Source organism: Streptomyces sp. NPDC029956 (genome assembly GCF_055574655.1).
In genome coordinates this window covers 1-17,082 of sequence record NZ_JBVHZJ010000008.1, presented here as the reverse complement: position 1 = coordinate 17,082, position 17,082 = coordinate 1, and the positions used below count along the sequence as shown (strand labels likewise).

The window sequence follows — 17,082 nt, the reverse complement described above, 5'->3', positions numbered from 1 at the left end:
CCATGTGCCTGGCGGTACCCGGAAGAGTGCTGGACGTCGAGGACCGGGACGGCACCCGGATGGCCACGGTCGACTTCGGAGGTGTGGTCAAGGAGGTGTGCCTGGAGTACCTGCCGGACCTGCAACCCGGCGAGTACGCCATCGTGCACGTGGGATTCGCCCTCCAGAGACTCGACGAGGAGTCGGCCAAGCGGACGCTGGAGCTGTTCGAGACCCTCGGCCTGCTCCAGGAGGAGTTCGGAGACCCGTGGGAGGCCGCAGAGGCCGCGGTGAGCGAGTGGCAGACGCAGGACGACGTCCACGGAGAGGTGCGGCCGTGAAGTACATCGACGAGTTCCAGAACCCTGACCTGGCACGTCGGCTGCTCGACGAGATCCGGGCGACGGTGACCCGCCCCTGGGCCCTGATGGAGGTGTGCGGCGGACAGACCCACAGCATCATCCGGCACGGCATCGACCAGCTCCTGCCACCCGAGATCGAGCTGATCCACGGCCCGGGCTGTCCGGTCTGCGTCACCCCGCTGGAGATGATCGACAAGGCCCTGGAGATCGCCTCCCGGCCGGGGGTGATCTTCTGTTCCTTCGGCGACATGCTCCGCGTGCCCGGCACGGGCCGCGACCTGTTCCAGGTCCGCGGGCAGGGCGGCGACGTCAGGGTGGTCTACTCCCCGCTGGACGCGCTGCGGATCGCCGAGCAGAACCCGGACCGGGAGGTGGTCTTCTTCGGCATCGGTTTCGAGACCACGGCGCCCCCCAACGCGATGACGGTCCATCAGGCGCGCAAGCGGGACATCCGCAACTTCAGTCTCCTCGTGTCCCACGTCAGGGTTCCCCCCGCGATCGACGCGATCATGCGGTCCCCGGACTGCCGCGTCCAGGGATTTCTCGCGGCCGGCCACGTCTGCAGCGTGATGGGCACGGCCGAGTACCCCGAGCTCGCACAACGCCACCAGGTGCCGATCGTGGTCACCGGTTTCGAGCCGCTGGACATCCTGGAAGGCGTACGCAGGACCGTGCTTCAGCTGGAGCGGGGTGAGCACACGGTCGAGAACGCCTATCAGCGCGCCGTGACGGCCGAGGGCAATCCGGCGGCGCAGGCGATGCTGAGCGATGTCTTCGAGATCACCGACCGGGCCTGGCGCGGCATCGGCGTCATCCCGGACAGCGGCTGGCGCCTGTCCGATCGCTACCGGGATCACGACGCCGAGCACCGCTTCTCCGTCGAGGGCATCGACACCCGCGAGCCCGCCGCGTGCCGCAGCGGCGAAGTCCTCCAGGGCCTGCTGAAGCCGAACGAGTGCGAGGCGTTCGGCACCACCTGCACACCCCGCTCCCCGCTCGGCGCCACGATGGTGTCCAGCGAGGGCGCCTGCGCCGCCTACTACCTCTACCGGCGGCTCGACGGCGGAACCCCGGGGCAGCGGCCTCCCGCGGAGACCCGCGCGGCCTCCGGAACCCCGCCCCAGGTCACCGCTCCTCTGGAGGGCAGCACCCGTGCCTGACACCGTCAGCACCACACCGGCGGTCGACGCCGTCGACGCCGCACAGCCTGCACCCGACATGCTCGCCTGGACCTGCCCGGCGCCACTGCGCGACCAACCGCGCATCGTCATGGGCCACGGCGGCGGAGGCGCGCTGTCCGCCGAGCTGATCGAGCACGTCTTCGCGCCCGCCTACGGCGGACCGGCCCTCGCACACGCCGCCGACGCGGCCGAGATCCGCATCGGCGGCGCCCGCCTGGCGTTCTCCACGGACTCCTTCGTGGTGCGCCCCCTGTTCTTCCCCGGCGGCAGCATCGGCGACCTCGCCGTCAACGGCACCGTGAACGACCTCGCCATGAGCGGAGCCCGGGCGAGCTACCTCTCCTGTGGGTTCATCCTGGAGGAAGGCGTCGAGACCCACGTGGTCGCCCGAGTAGCCCAGGCCCTCGGCGCGGCGGCGCGCGTGGCAGGCGTCCAGGTCGTCACCGGCGACACCAAGGTCGTGGAGGCCGGTCACGGCGACGGCATCTACATCAACACCTCCGGGGTGGGGCTGATCCCCGACGGAGTCGACCTGCGGCCGCAACGGGTGGTGCCCGGGGACGTGGTGATCGTGAGCGGGCCGATCGGTATGCACGGCGTGGCGATCATGAGCGTGCGGGAGGGCCTCGAATTCGGCGTCGAGATCACCAGCGACTGTGCACCGCTCGGCGGCCTTGTGGAGGCGATGCTCGCCGTCACACGGGACCTGCACGTCCTGCGCGACCCCACACGCGGGGGCCTGGCCGCCTCGCTGAACGAGATCGCGGCGGCGTCGGGCACGGGCGTCGTCATCCAGGAGCGTGCCGTTCCGGTCCCCGAAGCGGTCGGCAACGCCTGCGCGGTGCTCGGACTCGACCCCATGTACGTGGCGAACGAGGGCAAGCTCGTGGCCTTCGTCCCGCGAGACCACGCGGACGCCGTACTGGCCGCGATGCGCGCCCACCCCTCGGGTGCCGGGGCAGCGGTGATCGGCGAGGCGGTCGAGACCCATCCGGGCATGGTGGTGGCTCGCACCGGACTCGGCGGCACCCGCGTCGTGGACATGCCGCTCGGAGAGCAGCTGCCGCGGATCTGCTGAGCTCAGGCCCGGCGGCCGTGACGCTCACGGGAGGTGTCGAGGGTCCACATGTGAGTGCAGTGCGGACACTGCAGGTGGACCCTGGGTCCGTTGTTCCCGATCAGATAGCGCCAGTGGCTCCGGCAGTTCCGGCGCTCAAGGCAGGTCCCGCAGTCGCGGGCGTCGTCGCAACCGGGGCACGCGACCCAGGCCCGCCGAGCCGGGTCGGCGTGGGGATCAAGCGGAAGACGCACGGCCCGGCTCCTCCCCGGGCAGCACACCGGCCGCGACCAGCATCGCGTACAGCCGCTGCTGCTCCTCGTCCAAGCCCGAGTACAGCAGGGCGTGCGCCGCCTCCTCCTCACGCAGAACCGCCGCGGGATCCCAGTCGGGCCCCAGGGCGGCCACGACCTCGGCACGCCGACGTGCCTCCTCGACGGTGAGGTCGATACGGAAGTCGATCAGGGCGGAACGGGGGCCGGGGCCGTGATTCATGGCGGAGCCTTCGGGATGAATCGAACACGTACGCCGCCACGTCTACCAGAGAGGTCACTGCGTACGGAAGCGCCCGACCTGCCTTCCACGCCCGCTGTGGCGCACGTCATCCCGAACGCGCAGATGCGCTGCCTGCATGAGGGCGCATGACACCTCGTGCGATGGCCGGCCCGGCCATGGCCGCGCCGGAAGCGGTCCCTCCAGGCCGAGCAGGGCGGGTCGCGCGCGCTCGGGACGCGTGAGATGCGGCGCGATCGGGGCACGTGCACCATGACCGTGACGCCACCTGTCGAGGGAGGTCGCCGTGCCCGAGGAGCCGTGGGACCGACCGGTTCGCCCCGCCGGGGCCCTGCCGAGCGGGTTCGCCGCGTCCCCACCGCACCGGTTGGAGGAGCATCCTCATGGCCGTTCGTCATCAGCTGATCCATCGTCCCCCGCATGCCGTGTGGGACGTTCTCGCCGATCCGACCCGCTACGGCGAATGGGTGGTGGGCCCGTCCGAGTCCACGCCCCTCGACCGTTCCTGGCCGGAGGTCGGCTCACGGCTCCGCTACACCGTCCGTCTCGGCCCCTGGTCGACCGACGGGACCACCACGGTCCGCCACACCGTCCCGGGCCGGGAGCTGGAGCTGGAGGCGGCGTTCAAGGCCCTCGGCACGGCGAGGATCTTCCTCCAGCTCAGGCCGTGGGGAGAGGAGACCCTGGTCGTCTGCGACGAGCACCCGCTCCGAGGCCTGGGCGGGAATCTGCACAACTCCGTCAGCGAAGCCGCCATCCAGCTCCGGCACCGTGGAATGCTGGCCCGCCTCGCCAGGGTCGTGGAGCAGGACCGCACGGGGAGCCGGCATGCCTGACGCGGTGGTGATCGGAGCGGGGCCGAACGGCCTGGTGGCGGCGAATCTGCTGGTCGACGCGGGGTGGACGGTGGAAGTCCTGGAGGCGCAGGAGGAGCCCGGAGGGGCTGTGCGCAGCGACCGCGGGGTGCACCCGGACTACGTCTCGGACGTCTTCAGCGCCTTCTACCCGCTCGCGGCGGCCTCCCCGGTCATCGCCCGTCTCGATCTGGCCGCCGAGGGCCTGCGCTGGAGCCACGCCCCGCGCGTACTGGCGCACCCCCTGATGGACGGCCGGTGCGCGGTCCTCGAACGCCGGGTGGAGGACACCTCGGCCGGGCTGGCGGAGTTCGCGACCGCCGACGCCGACGCCTGGGAAAGCATGTACCGGACATGGCGCCGGATCGGGCCGGACCTCGTGCAGGCCCTGTTCACGCCCTTCCCGCCGGTCCGCGCCGGGCTCCGCCTGGCCGCGAAACTCCGCGCCACGGGCGGGCTGCGACTGGCGCGGAACCTGACCCTGCCCGTGCGGCGCCTGGGCGAGGAGGAGTTCGCGGGGGAAGGCGGGCGGCTCCTTCTGACCGGAAACGCCCTGCACGCCGACCTCACCCCGGAGGCGGCGGGAAGCGGAGGATTCGGCTGGCTGATGTCGATGCTGGGCCAGAGCCACGGCTTCCCCGTTCCCGCCGGAGGTTCCAGCGCGCTGACCGCCGCGCTGGTGAGCCGCTTCCGGCGCCGCGGGGGTGTCCTGCGCTGCGGTGAGCGCGTCGCGTCGGTCGTGGTGCGTGGGGGCACGGCGGTCGGTGTCAGGAGCGCGGGAGGTGAGACGGTCGACGCGCTCCGTGCCGTACTGGCCGACACCTCGGCCCCGTCCCTGTACCGCGATCTCGTGGGCGAGGAACACCTCCCGCCCCGCCTCGTACGGGATCTGGAGCGCTTCCACTGGGATCTCGCGACCTTCAAGGTCGACTGGGCGCTGAGCGGTCCGGTGCCGTGGACGGCGCGGGGAGCGGTCGGCGCGGGCACGGTCCACCTGGCCGACGGCGTGGACGGCCTGACCCGGTTCGCCGCCCAGCTCGCCACGGGGCACGTCCCCGACGAGCCGTTCGCCCTCTTCGGGCAGATGACGACCGCCGACCCCCGGCGCTCACCCGCCGGTACGGAATCGGCATGGGCCTACACCCACCTCCCTCAGCGCATCACCGCCGACGCGGGCCCCGACGGCATCACCGGCCGGTGGGACGCCGGCGAGCAGGAGGCCATGGCCGATCGCATGGAAGCTCAGGTGGAACGCTACGCGCCCGGCTTCCGGACGCTGATCCGTGCCCGCCGCATCCTGGCCCCGGCCACTCTCCAGGCCCTGGACGAGAATCTGCACAACGGCGCCATCAACAACGGAACCACCGCCCTGCACCAGCAGGCGATCTTCCGTCCGACACCCGGCACAGGCCGTCCCGAGACCCCCGTCAAGGGCCTCTACCTGGCCTCCGCGGCCGCCCACCCGGGCGGCGGTGTCCATGGCGCGCCGGGCGCGAACGCCGCCCGGGCTGCGCTGCGCCGGCATGGACTGCACGCCCTCTTCCACCGCGCCCAACACGTCTGAGGGCCCGAACTCGACGAGTTCGGGCCCCACACCCCCACACCGCGCCCGGTGATCAGAGCGGGTGTCCGCCGAACGGCGGGAGGCCGTAGTGCGTGCCCAGCTCCTCGCGGTACCCCGAGTCGCCGAGGTGCTTCTCACGGTGGAACTCGGGGGCGTCCTTGACCTGCTCCTTGGTCAGGTCGACGAAGATCTTCCGGTCCTCCGGATCGACCCGGGTCACCGTGCTCGCCGGCAGGAGGACCTCCTTCCCGAAGATCCACACGCCGGTGTCCACGACCAGGTAGGCGTCACCGACCTCGTCGGAGTGCTTGTCGACCTTGCCGATGCTCCCGTCGGTGGCCTCCACCTTGTAGCCGGTGAGATCGGCACCGGCCAGGTGGCCCGAGGTCGACTTGAAACTCCACCCATGCTCAGTCACGCGAAAACAACTCCTCCGGTAAAGGGAGGACGGCGAGGAGATTCCCGCCGTCTCTGCTTTCCGTACGTCGTGCGCGACGCACTTCACGTCTCGTCGAAATTCCGCCTACCCGGCTTTCATCCCCCTATTCGCCTCATCCGGAGGGGATTCCGGCGCGGATCGGTCGAACGGATCCCTACCACCGATACCACCTGCCACTACCGGACTTGGGGCGGGCGACGAATCCGAGCAGCCAGACGACGAGCAGGGCGATCGCGATCCACCAGAGAATCTTCAGTGCGAATCCGGCACCGAAGAGAAGCAGGATCAGCAGAAGAACGAGAAGCACGGGAACCATGATTGTCACCTCCGGAACACCGTGTGCCCCGGTCTCCTCCCCACATGCCGGCGAAAGGCCCGGCGCCGAATCTTCCCTACGAAGCGGGCCTCACCTCCGAGAAGGAGATGGACGGCTTATTCGTGGCGGCGGCACACCCCACGTGTGTGCCCTTCCGGGGCCCGGCTCGGCACGCCACCGCCCCACGGGCAACCCCCGTGCCCTCCCGGAACCCGACCCGGCCGACGGCGAGGTGCACAACCACTGCATCGGCCACTGCCTCGGCAGTAGGGCCGGTAAGGCTCTCCCCGCCCCCGTCGGCGCCTTCCGGCGCGACCGACAGCCCCGACGGCCCTACGATGCCGTTGAAGGCTTCGGGACGAGCAGGGGTCCGGAGGTGGGATGCCGGAGCAGGGCCGGGAACCTGAAGCGGACCCCGTCGACGCCCAGCAGCGGGCATTGCGCTGGGCCGGTCTGACGGCCGCTTCCGACACCGGGATGGATCGGTTCGCCCGGCTGGTCTCACGGCTGCTCCGCGTGCCGGTGGCCTTCGTTTCGCTGGTGGAGGAGGACCGGCAGATCCTGCCCGGCCTGATCGGCCTGCCGGAGCCATGGGCGGGGAGACGCACGCTGCCACTCTCGCATTCGTTCTGCCGTTACGTGGTGGCCTCGGGGCGGCCCCTGACCGTGTCGGACGCCCCCTCGGACGAGCGGTTCGCCACCCACCCAGCCGTGACGGACCTCGGAGTCGCCGCGTACGCGGGAATGCCGCTGACCGACGCCGACGGGGTCGTGCTGGGCTCCTTGTGCGCCATCGACCATCAGCCACGAGCATGGGGGCCGGGGGAGCTGTCCGACCTGGAGGACCTGACCGCGGCGTGCTCCGCGGAGCTGTGTCTGCGCATCCTGTCGGCCCAGAGCCGGTCCGCGCAGCAGGTGCTGGAGACCGCGCGGGCCGCCGCCGAGCATGCCCGGAGTGACGCCCAACGCCTGGAACATGAAGCCCAGGCCGGATTGGACCATGCCGAGCTGCTGCTGAGGGCGTCGGAGGAGCTGGCCCAGACGTCCGGTCTCGAGGACGTGCGACGACGCCTGAGGGACCTTTTCGGCGGTGTCGGCAAGCCCTCCTACGTGGGGCTGCTGGTCGCCGGGAAGGACGACCTGCACTGGGTCCCCGACCCCGACGGCGCTCGTGCCGTGGAACGCGAAATCCTCGACCTGCCCGCAGACGGGGCTTTCCTCCCGAGCACCCAGGCCCTGCGTGAGCGGCGTACGGTGTTCGTCGCCGACCGCGCAGCAGTGGCCGCCGGCTACGGCGCCGAGGCAGCCGACCTCTTCGACCGCACGGGCTTCACCACGATGCTGTGCCTGCCGCTCTGGGGCAGCCGCGCCCTTCTGGGCGTCCTCGCGATCTGCTGGGCCAAGCGGCACCAGGTGGGCGTCACCGAGCGGGCCACGCTCACCGCCGCGTCCGGCTACATCGCGCAGGCGGTGGAACGCGCCCTGTACCTCGACGAGAGGATCTCCGTCGCCCGGGAGCTCCAGGCCGCCCTGCTCACCGACCTCCCCCTCACCGACCCCGTCGAGATCAGCGCCCTCTACCAGCCGGCCGCGGACGACCACATGATCGGCGGAGACTGGTACGACGCCTACCACCTGCCCCGTGCTCACGCCTCCGACGGTGAGGCCACGGCACTCATGGTCACGGTGGGTGACATCACCGGCCACGACATGCACGCCGCCACGATCATGGGGCAGGTCCGCAGCATGCTGCGGCAGGCGACCCTCGACCATCCTCCCCACAGCCCGGCCACCGCGCTCACCGCCCTCGACGCGGCCTGCTCGGTGCTGCCCATGGAGACCAGCGGCACCCTGGTACATGCCCGACTCGACCCCGCCGACGGCAGCCCCGACTGGATGCTGACCTGGTCCAACGCCGGCCACCCGCCGCCCCTGCTCCGCACGCCCGACGGACACGTGACCCAGCTGCTCGAGCACGACGTACTGCTGCACCGGTCACTCGGCCCGTTCGCCCGGACGGAGCACCGACGCCCCCTGTCTCCCGGCTCGACGCTCCTGCTCTACACCGACGGGCTCGTCGAACGTCGCGGCCATGACATGGACCAAGCCGTCGCGCAGCTCATCGCCCTGCTCGCCCGCCACGGGCACCGACCACTGAACGAACTGCTCCACCGGATCAACGACCGGCTGACGCACCCGGTACCCGAAGACGACATCGTCCTGCTCGCCGTGCGTACCCCCGCAAGCGCCCAGCCGTAGAGTGCCGGGACGACCTCGGGCACGACGCCCCTGCCTCGTTCGCCGACGCGTGAGCGAACCCAACCTGCTCTCCGGCCTCAGACGATGGCAGAGCCCCGTGACAGCAGCTGCACGACGGCCAGCCCCGCAACCACGATCGCGGCCCGGAACGGCCATCGGCTTCCCTCGCGCCACCTCGGGACAGTACCGATCGCCGCGACACATCCCGCTGCCGTCGCACACGCCCAGCCTGTCGCCCCTGCCGTCCCGGGCGGGCACACGGTGACGATAACGACCGCGGCCAGCATCGTGACCAGTGAGAGTCGGCGACAGGCCTCGGGGCCGAGGCGCTGGGGCAGACCGCGGACGCCCGTCGCGAGATCGTCCGCGATGTCCGGCAGCGCGTTCACCCAGTGGGCGCCGACGCCGAGCAGGGCACTCGTGACCACGGCCCACCAGGCAGGCCAGGCGTGCGTCGGCGGGCCGAGCGTCACGAATGCGGGCAGGGACGCGAACCCGACGGCGTACGGCACGGGGGAGACCGCGGTTCCCTTCAGGACCAGGTTGTACGCCCACCCGCCGGCGATCACGCCCGTGAGGTGGACCGCCGCGGCGGCAGGGCCGCTGAGCAAGGAGAGCGGCACACAGGCGACGAGCGCCACCACGGCGGCCGTGGCGGCCGTCCGTGGGCGCAGAGCCCCGGCCGCGATCGGTTTGTCCCGCCGACCGCTGGCGGAGTCCCGGCCGGCGTCCACCGCGTCGTTGCACCATCCGATCGAGAGCTGACCGGCGAGCACCGCCGCTCCGACCGCCATGACAGCCCCCGGTCCCCGCCCTGACGCGGCGGCCAGGGCGGTGACGAACACCGTCACCGCGAGCGTCGGCTCCGGGTGGCACGAGTGGAGCAGCGTCGCGAGCCGGTGTGTCGCTCGCACCGGAAGACCAGGGAGGTATAGAGACACGGGAGCAAGGTAATCGCGCCGTCGGTCGTGAGGAGACATCCCGGATGCGTGTCCCCACAGCCGACCGGCTCGCCCCCGTCACGCCTCCGGCGGTGCATGCCGACGGCGCCGGAGATGCGCGGCCCTATCCCGACGGGCGGCAGAGCGTCGTCGCCGCCGTCCGAACGGCCCTGCCGGAGCATCGGTACGCCCAGGACGAACTCACCGAGCTGATCGGCGACCTCTGCCTGGCCCCCGGAGCGGACCGCACAGTGCTGCGCCGCCTGCACGGAGCCGCCGGGGTGCGGACCCGTCACCTCGCTCTACCCATCGACCAGTACGCGTCTCTGGGCGACTTCGGCGAGACGAACGCGGCATGGATGACGGCCGGTCTGGAACTCGGGGAACGGGCTCTGACGTCCGCGCTCGAAGCCGCCGGGCTGGCACCCTCGGAACTGGATCTGTTGGTGTGCACCTCCATCACCGGAATCGCCGCGCCGTCGCTCGACGCCCGGCTCGCCTCACGCATGGGCATGCGGCCGGACGTGAAGCGGATCCCCGTGTTCGGGCTCGGCTGCGTTGCGGGAGCGGCCGGTCTCGCCCGGCTCCACGACTACCTGCGCGGCCACCAGGGCGAGGTGGCCGCGCTGCTCAGCGTGGAGCTGTGCTCACTCACCCTGCAGCAGCGTGACGACTCGCCGGCCAACCTCGTCGCCGGTGCCCTGTTCGGCGACGGCGCGGCGGCGGTCGTCGCGCATGCCGCGCGGGCCGGCGACCACCGGTCCGGTCGCCCGGTGGTGGTGGCCACCCGCAGCCTCCTCTACCCGGACACCGAGCACCTACTGGGCTGGACGATCGGTGCAGGAGGGTTCCGACCGGTGGTGGACGCCGCCATCCCCGACGTCGTGGGAGCCCGGATCGGCCCGGACCTCCGGGACTTCCTGGCCGTCCACGGCCTGACTCCGGACGACATCGGGACCTGGATCTGCCACCCCGGGGGACCGCGGATCCTCACAGCGGTGGCACACGCCCTGGACCTTCCCGACGATGCCCTCGAATCGGCTCGCCGGGCCCTGGCCGTGTCGGGGAACATGTCCTCCGCCTCGGTACTGCGGATCCTGGAGGACGTCACCACCAACGCCCCTCCTTCACCGGGCTCGTGGGGCCTGATGATGGCGATGGGCCCCGGCTTCTGCGTCGAGTTCGTCCTCCTGCGCTGGTGAGGAATCACGGAACATGCTCTGGTACACGCTTCTCCTGGCGGCCGTCGCCGCGGAACGCCTCGTCGAACTCGTCGTGGCCCGACGCAACGCGGCCTGGACCCTGGCCCGTCTCGGGGTCGAGTACGGCAGCGGTCACTACCCGGTCATGGTGGCCCTGCACACTGCTCTGCTCGCGAGCTGTCTGACCGAGGCCTGGCTGGCCCACCGGCCGTTCCTGCCCGCACTCGGCTGGACCATGCTGGTCGTGGTCGTCCTGGCCCAGGCGCTGCGCTGGTGGTGTGTCACGACCCTGGGCCCGTACTGGAACACGCGGGTCATCGTGGTCCCCGGAGCCCGTCTCGTGCGGGCAGGACCGTACCGCTTCGCGCGCCACCCGAACTACGTCGCGGTCGTGGCGGAGATCGTGGCACTGCCCCTGGTGCACTCCGCGTGGCTGACAGCGACCGCCTTCACCGTGGCCAACGCGGCGCTGCTCACCGTCCGCATCCGGTGTGAGAACACCGCCCTGGGGCGGGTGGGCGTGGCGTGAGCCGCATGCACGATCTGCTGATCGCGGGCGGCGGCCCCGCGGGTCTTGCCACCGCGCTGTACGCGGTGCGGGCGGGGCTGGACGTCGTCCTGGCGGAGCCGCGACGCCTGCCCGTCGACAAGGCCTGCGGAGAGGGGCTGATGCCTGGGGCGGTGAGGGAACTGAGCGCGCTGGGACTGGACGTGCCGGGCCGCCCGATCGTCGGCATCCGCTACCGGCAGGGCCCGCACCACGCCCAGGCGGAGTTCCGGCTCGGCCCCGGCCTCGGAGTGCGGCGCACCGTCCTGCACGCCGCCCTGCACGCGGCCGTCGTCGCCGCCGGAGTCCCCGTCCTGCCGGTACGCGTGCGGGACGTGCGTCAGGACACCGCCGGCGTCTCCGACGGTGCCACGGGTGTGCGCGCCAGGTGGCTCGTCGCCGCTGACGGACTGCACTCGCCGGTGCGACGTTCGCTCGGGCTCGGCATGCCCGGCGAGGGTGTCCCGCGCTACGGGCTGCGCCGGCATTACGCCGTGGCGCCGCCTTCCTCGTACGTCGAGGTCCACTGGGGTCCCCACGGCGAGGCGTACGTGACCCCGCTCGGGCCACAGCTCCTGGGCGTGGCGCTCCTGACCTCACTGCGTGCGCCGTTCGACGAACAGCTGGCCGGCTTCCCCGAACTCGCGGCCGCCCTGCCGCGACAGGCCGCGGTCGGCGCCGTGCGTGGTGCGGGTCCCCTCCGCCAGAAGGTCCGCGCTCGCGTCCAGGGGCGGGTCCTGCTGGTGGGCGATGCCGCCGGCTACATCGACGCGCTGACCGGTGAGGGCGTCTCACTGGCTCTCGCCGGTGCCAGGGTCCTGGTCGATCAGCTGCGTCGCGGCTCGCCCCGCGCGTACGAGGCTGCGTGGAAACAGGCGACCCTCCGGCATCGGCTGCTGACCGAGTGCCTGTTGCGAGCTCGACAACGCCCTCGACTGGCAGACAAGATCGTGCCGACCGCGGCCCGGCTTCCCCGGGCCTTCGCCCTCGCGGTAAACGCCCTCGCCTGAGCCTTGTCCCCGCCGGCCGACCCGTCCGTGCCCGTTCGGTGGGGCCCGGTCATCGACGGCCCGATGTCTCACCGCCTGCCGTGCACGAGCTCGTGAGTGGGGCAGCGCGCTGCGTGCGACGGACGGTTCGACGGGCGTTGCGACGGGCGGTTCGACGGGTGTCAGGTGTCGGCGGCCGCGTGCCGGATCGCGTCGAGTGTGCGGGCCACGTCGTCGTCGGTGGTGGACCAGTTGCTCACCGAGATGCGCATGACGCGTCTGCCGTGCCAGGTGGAGCCGCTGATCCACGCGGTGCCGTCGTCGAGCAGCCGGGCGAGTACCCGGTCGGTGCGTCCGTCGCTGCCGAACTCGGCGCAGACCTGTGTGAACGCGACCTCGTTGAGAACGGTGGCGCCGTCGATCCCGGCGATGCCGGCGGCGAACGCGGAGGCGTGGCGGCACAGCCGCTCGACGAGGTCGGAGACGCCTGACCGGCCGAGGGACCTGAGGGCGGCCCACACGGTGAACGCTCTTCCGCGCCGCGAGAGTTCGGGCACCTTGTCGATGGGGTCGCCGTGCTCGTGCTGGATGAGGTAGTCGCCACGCTCGCCCATCGCCGCCCGGAGCGCGGACGCGTCGCGCACGATCGCGAGTCCGCAGTCGTAGGGGACGTTCAGCGTCTTGTGGGCGTCCGTCGCCCAGGAGTCCGCGTGCGCGCAGTCCGCCGTCAGATGGGCGAAGCGCGGTGAGGCCGCTGCCCACAGTCCGAACGCGCCGTCGACGTGCACCCAGGCGTCTGACGCGCGCGCCGCGCGGATGCTCGCGGCGAAGGGGTCGAAGGCGCCGGAATGGATGTCGCCGGCCTGGAGGATCACGATCGTGGGGGTCTGTCCGCCCGCCGTCAGCGCCTCCCGCAGGGCCTCGGGCTCGATGCGTCCTTGATCGTCCGCCGCCACCGGCTCGGGCCGACCGAGCCCGAGGTAGCGCAAGGCCAGATCGACGGCCATGTGCCGGGACTCGCCGGCGACGACACGCACGGGCGGGCCACCTGCGAGGCCGTCGCGGGCGACGTTCCAGCCGACGCGCCGCAGCACCGTGTCCCGCGCGGCGGCCAGGCACGTGAAGTTCGCCATCGTCGCACCCGTGGTGAAGCCCACCGAGCTGTCCCTCGGCAGGCCGAGCAGATCGAGCAACCAGGCGCCGGCGATCTCCTCCGCCGCCGCGTACGCGGGCGAGACGGTGCGCATCACGCAATTCTGGTCCCAGGCGCTGACCAGCCAGTCGGCAGCCAGCGCGGCCGGCTCGGTGCCGCCCACCACGAACCCGTAGAAGCGGCCGCTGGGGAACGCGGTGAGCCCCGGCTCACAGGCCGTGGCCAGCAGGTCGACGACGTCCGCGGGCCTGCCGGGGCCGGCAGGCAGTTCGGCACCGAGCGCGCCCACGATCTCGTCGACCGAGGCGCGGGCGGGAATCCGGCGGTCGGGCAGGCTCGCCAGCCACCGGACAGCATGGTCGTACGCCTGCCGGAGCGCCGCCTCGCGCGCGTCCATACCTCGGACTATGCGACGGTCGCCGCCGCCCTGCAAGCCGACCGCGGTCGGACGGCGGGAGCAGCGCGGAACTGCCACGACTGCGTCGCCGGCCCGACCTAGCCGAACGCCCAGGTCGCCGCGCCCCGCTCCCGTCCTCGGCCGCCGCCGGTGAGACCGCGAGGCCCGCCATGACCGGGCTGTCACGCAGTGGGCCGGGAGAACCTCACTCGTCGTGTTCGCTCCCGACGGCGGGCACACCGGACGAGGGGAGCAGCTGCGGGATGCCGTCGACGATCGGGTAGTGCCGGCGCAGGCGCGGGTTGTAGAGCGCGCCGCCGATCTCGTCCAGGATCAGCGGCCCCTTGTCGAGCGGGCAGGCGAGGATCTTCAGCAGCGGGCTGTCGGGCTTCATGAGCGGGTTCCTTCGGGAGTGGGGGTGTGCGCCTCGTGTCGTGGCAGGGTGAGCAGGACCGTCAGCGCCAGTACGGTGCCGCCGAGACGCAGTAACAGCCGCAACGGGTCGTCGGGCAGCGGCTCGTCGAACGCGATCGTGCCGCTCACGATGGAGAACACGCAGCTCACGGTCGAGCACACCGGGACGATCAGGGACGCCCGGCAGCGCTGCAGAGCGGTCTGCGACAGCACCAGTCCGCTGACGCCTGTCAGCAGCAGGAGGTACGGGTACGGGGAGGCCAGCACGGCGGGCACGGAGCTCACGAGGTCCTCGGTGTCCAGCTGTCCGGAGACGCCCTTGATCGCGAGCGAGCTGACGCCGTAGATCAGACCGACGGCGACCGCGTAGGCCACTCCGGTGGTCGGCTGCCGATGCCGTCGGCGGGCGCGCCGCTCCGCGGCCGCGTAGAGCACGAGACCGGCCGCGAGGGTCGGAAGGCACAGGGTCAGCAGGATTCCGGTGGGAGCGGTACGGCTGATCTCCTCGCTGGTCTCGTACAGCGAGGCCACCACCATCGCAAGCGCCAGACCGATGACGGCCACCGCACGCCGCTCGCGGCCGGAGGGCCGCTCGCCGAGCACCACCGACGAAAGCACGATCAGGAGGACGAGACCGGACAGGAACAGACCCTGGGCGGCGGCGATCGGCAGGGTGCGGTAGACGGCCAGCTGGGCGGCGAACCCCAGGCCGAGTGCCACGGCCCCGCAGATCCACAAGGGCCGGCCGGCCAGCAGCCGGAGGGCCCGGCCCGGCTGTGCGGCGCTCAACGGCGGCATGCCGGCCAGTGCCCGCTTCTCCAGGACGAAGCCGGTGCTGTACAGGACGTTCGCCACCAGCGCGGCGGCCACACCCCACACCACGGACTACACCTTTCTCGCATGCACGAGGAGGATGGACGCGAGGGACGGCACCCCGCAGGCCAGCCTGTCCAGCGGCCGGAGCGGGCGCGGGACTCCGTGGAACGGCGCGCCGGCGAACGTCACCACCTCGAACCCGGACGCGGCCACGAACTCGCGCAACGCGCGTGCCGTGTACAGCCGCAGATGGCCCACGACCTCGCTGCCCGGTCTGCCGTGGATGCGCCGCAGACTCACCTCGGAGAACACCGGCTGGACTCCGGCGAGCAGCAGCGCGCGGTTGTACCAGGCGCCGAGGTTCGGTGTGGAGAGCATGAGATGCCCGCCGGGGCGCAGGACCCTGCGCAGTTCGTCGAGGGCACTGTCCGGGTCGACAAGGTGTTCGACGACCTCGCTGAACAGGACGGCGTCGGCACTGTCGGAGGCGAACGGCAGCCCGCTGCCGGTCAGCTCGCCGCGGACGACCTGGCTCAGGCGCGGGGCCGCCCGGCACAGGGCGTCCTGCGACCAGTCGATCCCCACGATGCGGTGCCCGCCGAGTACGCGAGCCGCGATCGCGCCCGCCGAACCGTCCCCGCAGCCCACGTCCAGCACGGTCGCGGCCGGGCGGCCGGGCCCCACGGGGCCGAGCGCGTCGGCCAGCATCCGGGCCTGCCGCAGGGTCCGGGCCTCCCCGGAGGCGACGGGAACGGTGGGGTTCTCGTAGAAGTCCCGCAGCCCGGGGGTGGGCGGGGACGGTGAAGTCTCCTTCTTCGCTGGCGACTTGTCGGCTCCTTCCGAGCCGGCTCCTTCCGAGCCGGTGGCTGCCGGGTCGGTGGCTGCCGGGTCGGTGGCTGAGATGGTCATCACGGCCTCTTGTGGTTGTCCTGTGGAGCGGGTTTCCGTCGGTGTGGCGTCCGGACACGGTGTGTCGTCCTGCGGGAAGGACGTCGCCGACAGCGACTCCGCGAACAGGACCGCCAGTTCCGCGCCTGCCGCGTCACCGAGCAGCGCCCGCGACCAGCGCAACGTCACGTGCAGTCGCCCGCCGGTGGAAGCCGCCGCCACGCTCAGCCCCCTCGGCATTCGCGCCGGTGCGGAGAACCACAGGGCCGTCGCCCGTCCCGCGTCGCCGAAGTCGAGCGCGTACGGCACGCGTCCGATGTTGGTGACCAGCGCCGTCGACGTCCAGGACGCCGCCGCCCGCCGTGCGCCACGGGTGAGCACGCCGCGGACACCGACCGGCAGCAGCGGTGCGGTCAGCAGGCTCGCCCCCGCGCCCATGGGGGTGCCGTCGGCCGACTTCAGCGCGCCGGTGCGCCGTGCGGTGGTGCGCAGCAGCCGGGTCACGGCCTCCGGGTCCGGCCGGTCGCCGAGCAGCAGTTCCGTGTCGCGCGGGTCCTCGGAGGTCATGGCCACCTCGACGAGCCGGGTCCCGTTGCCCATCGGCATGTCGGTACCGCGCGGACGGTCGTCCACGGGCATCGTGAGCCGCACCGGACCGGCCGGCCGGCCCTGCGAGAGGTTCCAGCGCCCCACCATCAGTGAGGTGGCGACGAGGAGTTGGTCGTTGACGGTCCAGGGCGGCAGGCTTCCGTCTCGCGCCGCACGCCGCGGAACGGGCAGGTCCGCCTGGACCATGTCGTTGCCCACGGCACGCGCGCGTACGAACCCGGGGCGGGAGTCCGGCGCGACCCGTACGGGCCGTGCCCGTACGGTGCGGCCGGTGGCACCGGTCCCGCTCGGAGCCGGACCCGAGGGCTCCGGCCGGACCCGCCCGGGAACCGGGAGGGCTGCCGTGCCGCCGTACCGTTCGGCGGTCGTGGCGAGCACCCGCAGCCCCGAAGGGGCGTCGAGAGCGGTGTGATGCAACGTCAGCAGCAGTACGGTCCCGCCCTCTTCCACCTGCACGACTTCCAGGCGCATCGGCGGCACCAGGGTCAGCGGCGGGCATTCCGTCAGGGCGCGGGGGGGGGGGGGGGGGGGGGGGGGGGGGGGGGGGGGGGGGGGGGGGGAAGGGGGGGGGGGGGGGGGGGGGGGGGAGGAAGGCAGCGGGG

Annotated in this window: 18 protein-coding genes; 9 read left to right on the top strand and 9 right to left on the bottom strand. The window is 72.3% G+C overall.

All coding sequences use genetic code 11. From position 1 onward, the window contains the following. Window positions 1-2 precede the first annotated feature (2 nt). The 3 genes from ACZ4XX_RS08385 to hypE are packed head-to-tail and all read left to right on the top strand — an operon-like array spanning window position 3 to window position 2,600. Window positions 3-320, top strand: coding sequence for a HypC/HybG/HupF family hydrogenase formation chaperone (locus ACZ4XX_RS08385; protein WP_468507155.1), 318 nt, complete (start codon window positions 3-5; stop codon window positions 318-320). Further along, on the top strand, window positions 317-1,501 hold the full coding sequence (gene hypD, locus ACZ4XX_RS08380) for a hydrogenase formation protein HypD (RefSeq protein ID WP_468507154.1): 1,185 nt from the start codon (window positions 317-319) through the stop codon (window positions 1,499-1,501). Before ACZ4XX_RS08385 ends, hypD begins: the two co-directional genes overlap by 4 nt. A gap of 58 nt (window positions 1,502-1,559) precedes the next feature. After that, entirely contained in the window at window positions 1,560-2,600 is a 1,041-nt protein-coding gene (gene hypE, locus ACZ4XX_RS08375) for a hydrogenase expression/formation protein HypE (protein WP_468507324.1), read from the top strand. A gap of 2 nt (window positions 2,601-2,602) precedes the next feature. On the opposite strand, the gene ACZ4XX_RS08370 is transcribed toward hypE, so the two are convergent. Next, window positions 2,603-2,833 (bottom strand): hypothetical protein, encoded by a 231-nt coding sequence (locus ACZ4XX_RS08370; protein ID WP_468507153.1) that lies wholly within the window; start codon window positions 2,831-2,833, stop codon window positions 2,603-2,605. Beyond that, window positions 2,817-3,074, bottom strand: coding sequence for a DUF6400 family protein (locus tag ACZ4XX_RS08365; protein WP_468507152.1), 258 nt, complete (start codon window positions 3,072-3,074; stop codon window positions 2,817-2,819). Before ACZ4XX_RS08365 ends, ACZ4XX_RS08370 begins: the two co-directional genes overlap by 17 nt. 401 nt (window positions 3,075-3,475) lie before the next feature. Between ACZ4XX_RS08365 and ACZ4XX_RS08360 the strand changes: the two genes are divergently transcribed. Next, entirely contained in the window at window positions 3,476-3,928 is a 453-nt protein-coding gene (locus ACZ4XX_RS08360; RefSeq protein WP_468507151.1) for an SRPBCC family protein, read from the top strand. Next, window positions 3,921-5,510, top strand: a complete 1,590-nt coding sequence (locus ACZ4XX_RS08355) for a phytoene desaturase family protein (protein ID WP_468507150.1) — start codon at window positions 3,921-3,923, stop codon at window positions 5,508-5,510. The genes ACZ4XX_RS08360 and ACZ4XX_RS08355 overlap by 8 nt, the downstream gene beginning before the upstream one ends. A 52-nt stretch (window positions 5,511-5,562) precedes the next feature. Here ACZ4XX_RS08355 and ACZ4XX_RS08350 read toward each other — a convergent pair whose 3' ends face one another. Next, the gene (locus tag ACZ4XX_RS08350; protein WP_468507149.1) at window positions 5,563-5,928 is read right to left on the bottom strand and encodes a PRC-barrel domain-containing protein; all 366 of its coding nucleotides are present in this window, start codon (window positions 5,926-5,928) and stop codon (window positions 5,563-5,565) included. A gap of 175 nt (window positions 5,929-6,103) precedes the next feature. Continuing rightward, window positions 6,104-6,265 (bottom strand): hydrophobic protein, encoded by a 162-nt coding sequence (locus ACZ4XX_RS08345; protein ID WP_468507148.1) that lies wholly within the window; start codon window positions 6,263-6,265, stop codon window positions 6,104-6,106. Between the two features lie 381 nt (window positions 6,266-6,646). Here ACZ4XX_RS08345 and ACZ4XX_RS08340 point away from each other — a divergent pair, with 381 nt between their 5' ends. Continuing rightward, window positions 6,647-8,524: a SpoIIE family protein phosphatase gene (locus tag ACZ4XX_RS08340; protein ID WP_468507147.1), complete on the top strand. Its 1,878-nt coding sequence runs from the start codon at window positions 6,647-6,649 to the stop codon at window positions 8,522-8,524. Window positions 8,525-8,601: 77 nt separating this feature from the next. Here the strand turns inward: ACZ4XX_RS08340 and ACZ4XX_RS08335 are convergent, their stop codons facing one another. Further along, entirely contained in the window at window positions 8,602-9,504 is a 903-nt protein-coding gene (locus ACZ4XX_RS08335) for a UbiA family prenyltransferase (protein WP_468507146.1), read from the bottom strand. 5 nt (window positions 9,505-9,509) lie between these two features. Here ACZ4XX_RS08335 and ACZ4XX_RS08330 point away from each other — a divergent pair, with 5 nt between their 5' ends. The 3 genes from ACZ4XX_RS08330 to ACZ4XX_RS08320 are packed head-to-tail and all read left to right on the top strand — an operon-like array spanning window position 9,510 to window position 12,224. Next, on the top strand, window positions 9,510-10,667 hold the full coding sequence (locus tag ACZ4XX_RS08330) for a type III polyketide synthase (protein WP_468507145.1): 1,158 nt from the start codon (window positions 9,510-9,512) through the stop codon (window positions 10,665-10,667). Between the two features lie 13 nt (window positions 10,668-10,680). Continuing rightward, window positions 10,681-11,196: an isoprenylcysteine carboxyl methyltransferase family protein gene (locus ACZ4XX_RS08325; RefSeq protein ID WP_468507144.1), complete on the top strand. Its 516-nt coding sequence runs from the start codon at window positions 10,681-10,683 to the stop codon at window positions 11,194-11,196. Continuing rightward, the gene (locus tag ACZ4XX_RS08320; RefSeq protein WP_468507143.1) at window positions 11,193-12,224 is read left to right on the top strand and encodes an NAD(P)/FAD-dependent oxidoreductase; all 1,032 of its coding nucleotides are present in this window, start codon (window positions 11,193-11,195) and stop codon (window positions 12,222-12,224) included. Before ACZ4XX_RS08325 ends, ACZ4XX_RS08320 begins: the two co-directional genes overlap by 4 nt. A 161-nt stretch (window positions 12,225-12,385) precedes the next feature. Here ACZ4XX_RS08320 and ACZ4XX_RS08315 read toward each other — a convergent pair whose 3' ends face one another. The 4 genes from ACZ4XX_RS08315 to ACZ4XX_RS08300 all read right to left on the bottom strand — a co-directional run bounded on the left by ACZ4XX_RS08315 (window position 12,386) and on the right by ACZ4XX_RS08300 (window position 15,763). After that, window positions 12,386-13,753 carry a pyridoxal phosphate-dependent decarboxylase family protein gene (locus tag ACZ4XX_RS08315; RefSeq protein ID WP_468507142.1) on the bottom strand — a complete coding sequence of 456 codons (1,368 nt, stop codon included), beginning with the start codon at window positions 13,751-13,753 and terminating at the stop codon, window positions 12,386-12,388. Window positions 13,754-13,958: 205 nt separating this feature from the next. Then, window positions 13,959-14,147 carry a Trm112 family protein gene (locus ACZ4XX_RS08310; RefSeq protein WP_468507141.1) on the bottom strand — a complete coding sequence of 63 codons (189 nt, stop codon included), beginning with the start codon at window positions 14,145-14,147 and terminating at the stop codon, window positions 13,959-13,961. Next, window positions 14,144-15,049, bottom strand: coding sequence for a DMT family transporter (locus ACZ4XX_RS08305; RefSeq protein ID WP_468507140.1), 906 nt, complete (start codon window positions 15,047-15,049; stop codon window positions 14,144-14,146). Before ACZ4XX_RS08305 ends, ACZ4XX_RS08310 begins: the two co-directional genes overlap by 4 nt. Window positions 15,050-15,052: 3 nt before the next feature. After that, a complete protein-coding gene (locus ACZ4XX_RS08300; protein ID WP_468507323.1) occupies window positions 15,053-15,763 on the bottom strand; it encodes a class I SAM-dependent methyltransferase in 711 nt (236 codons plus the stop codon). Window positions 15,764-17,082: the final 1,319 nt, after the last annotated feature.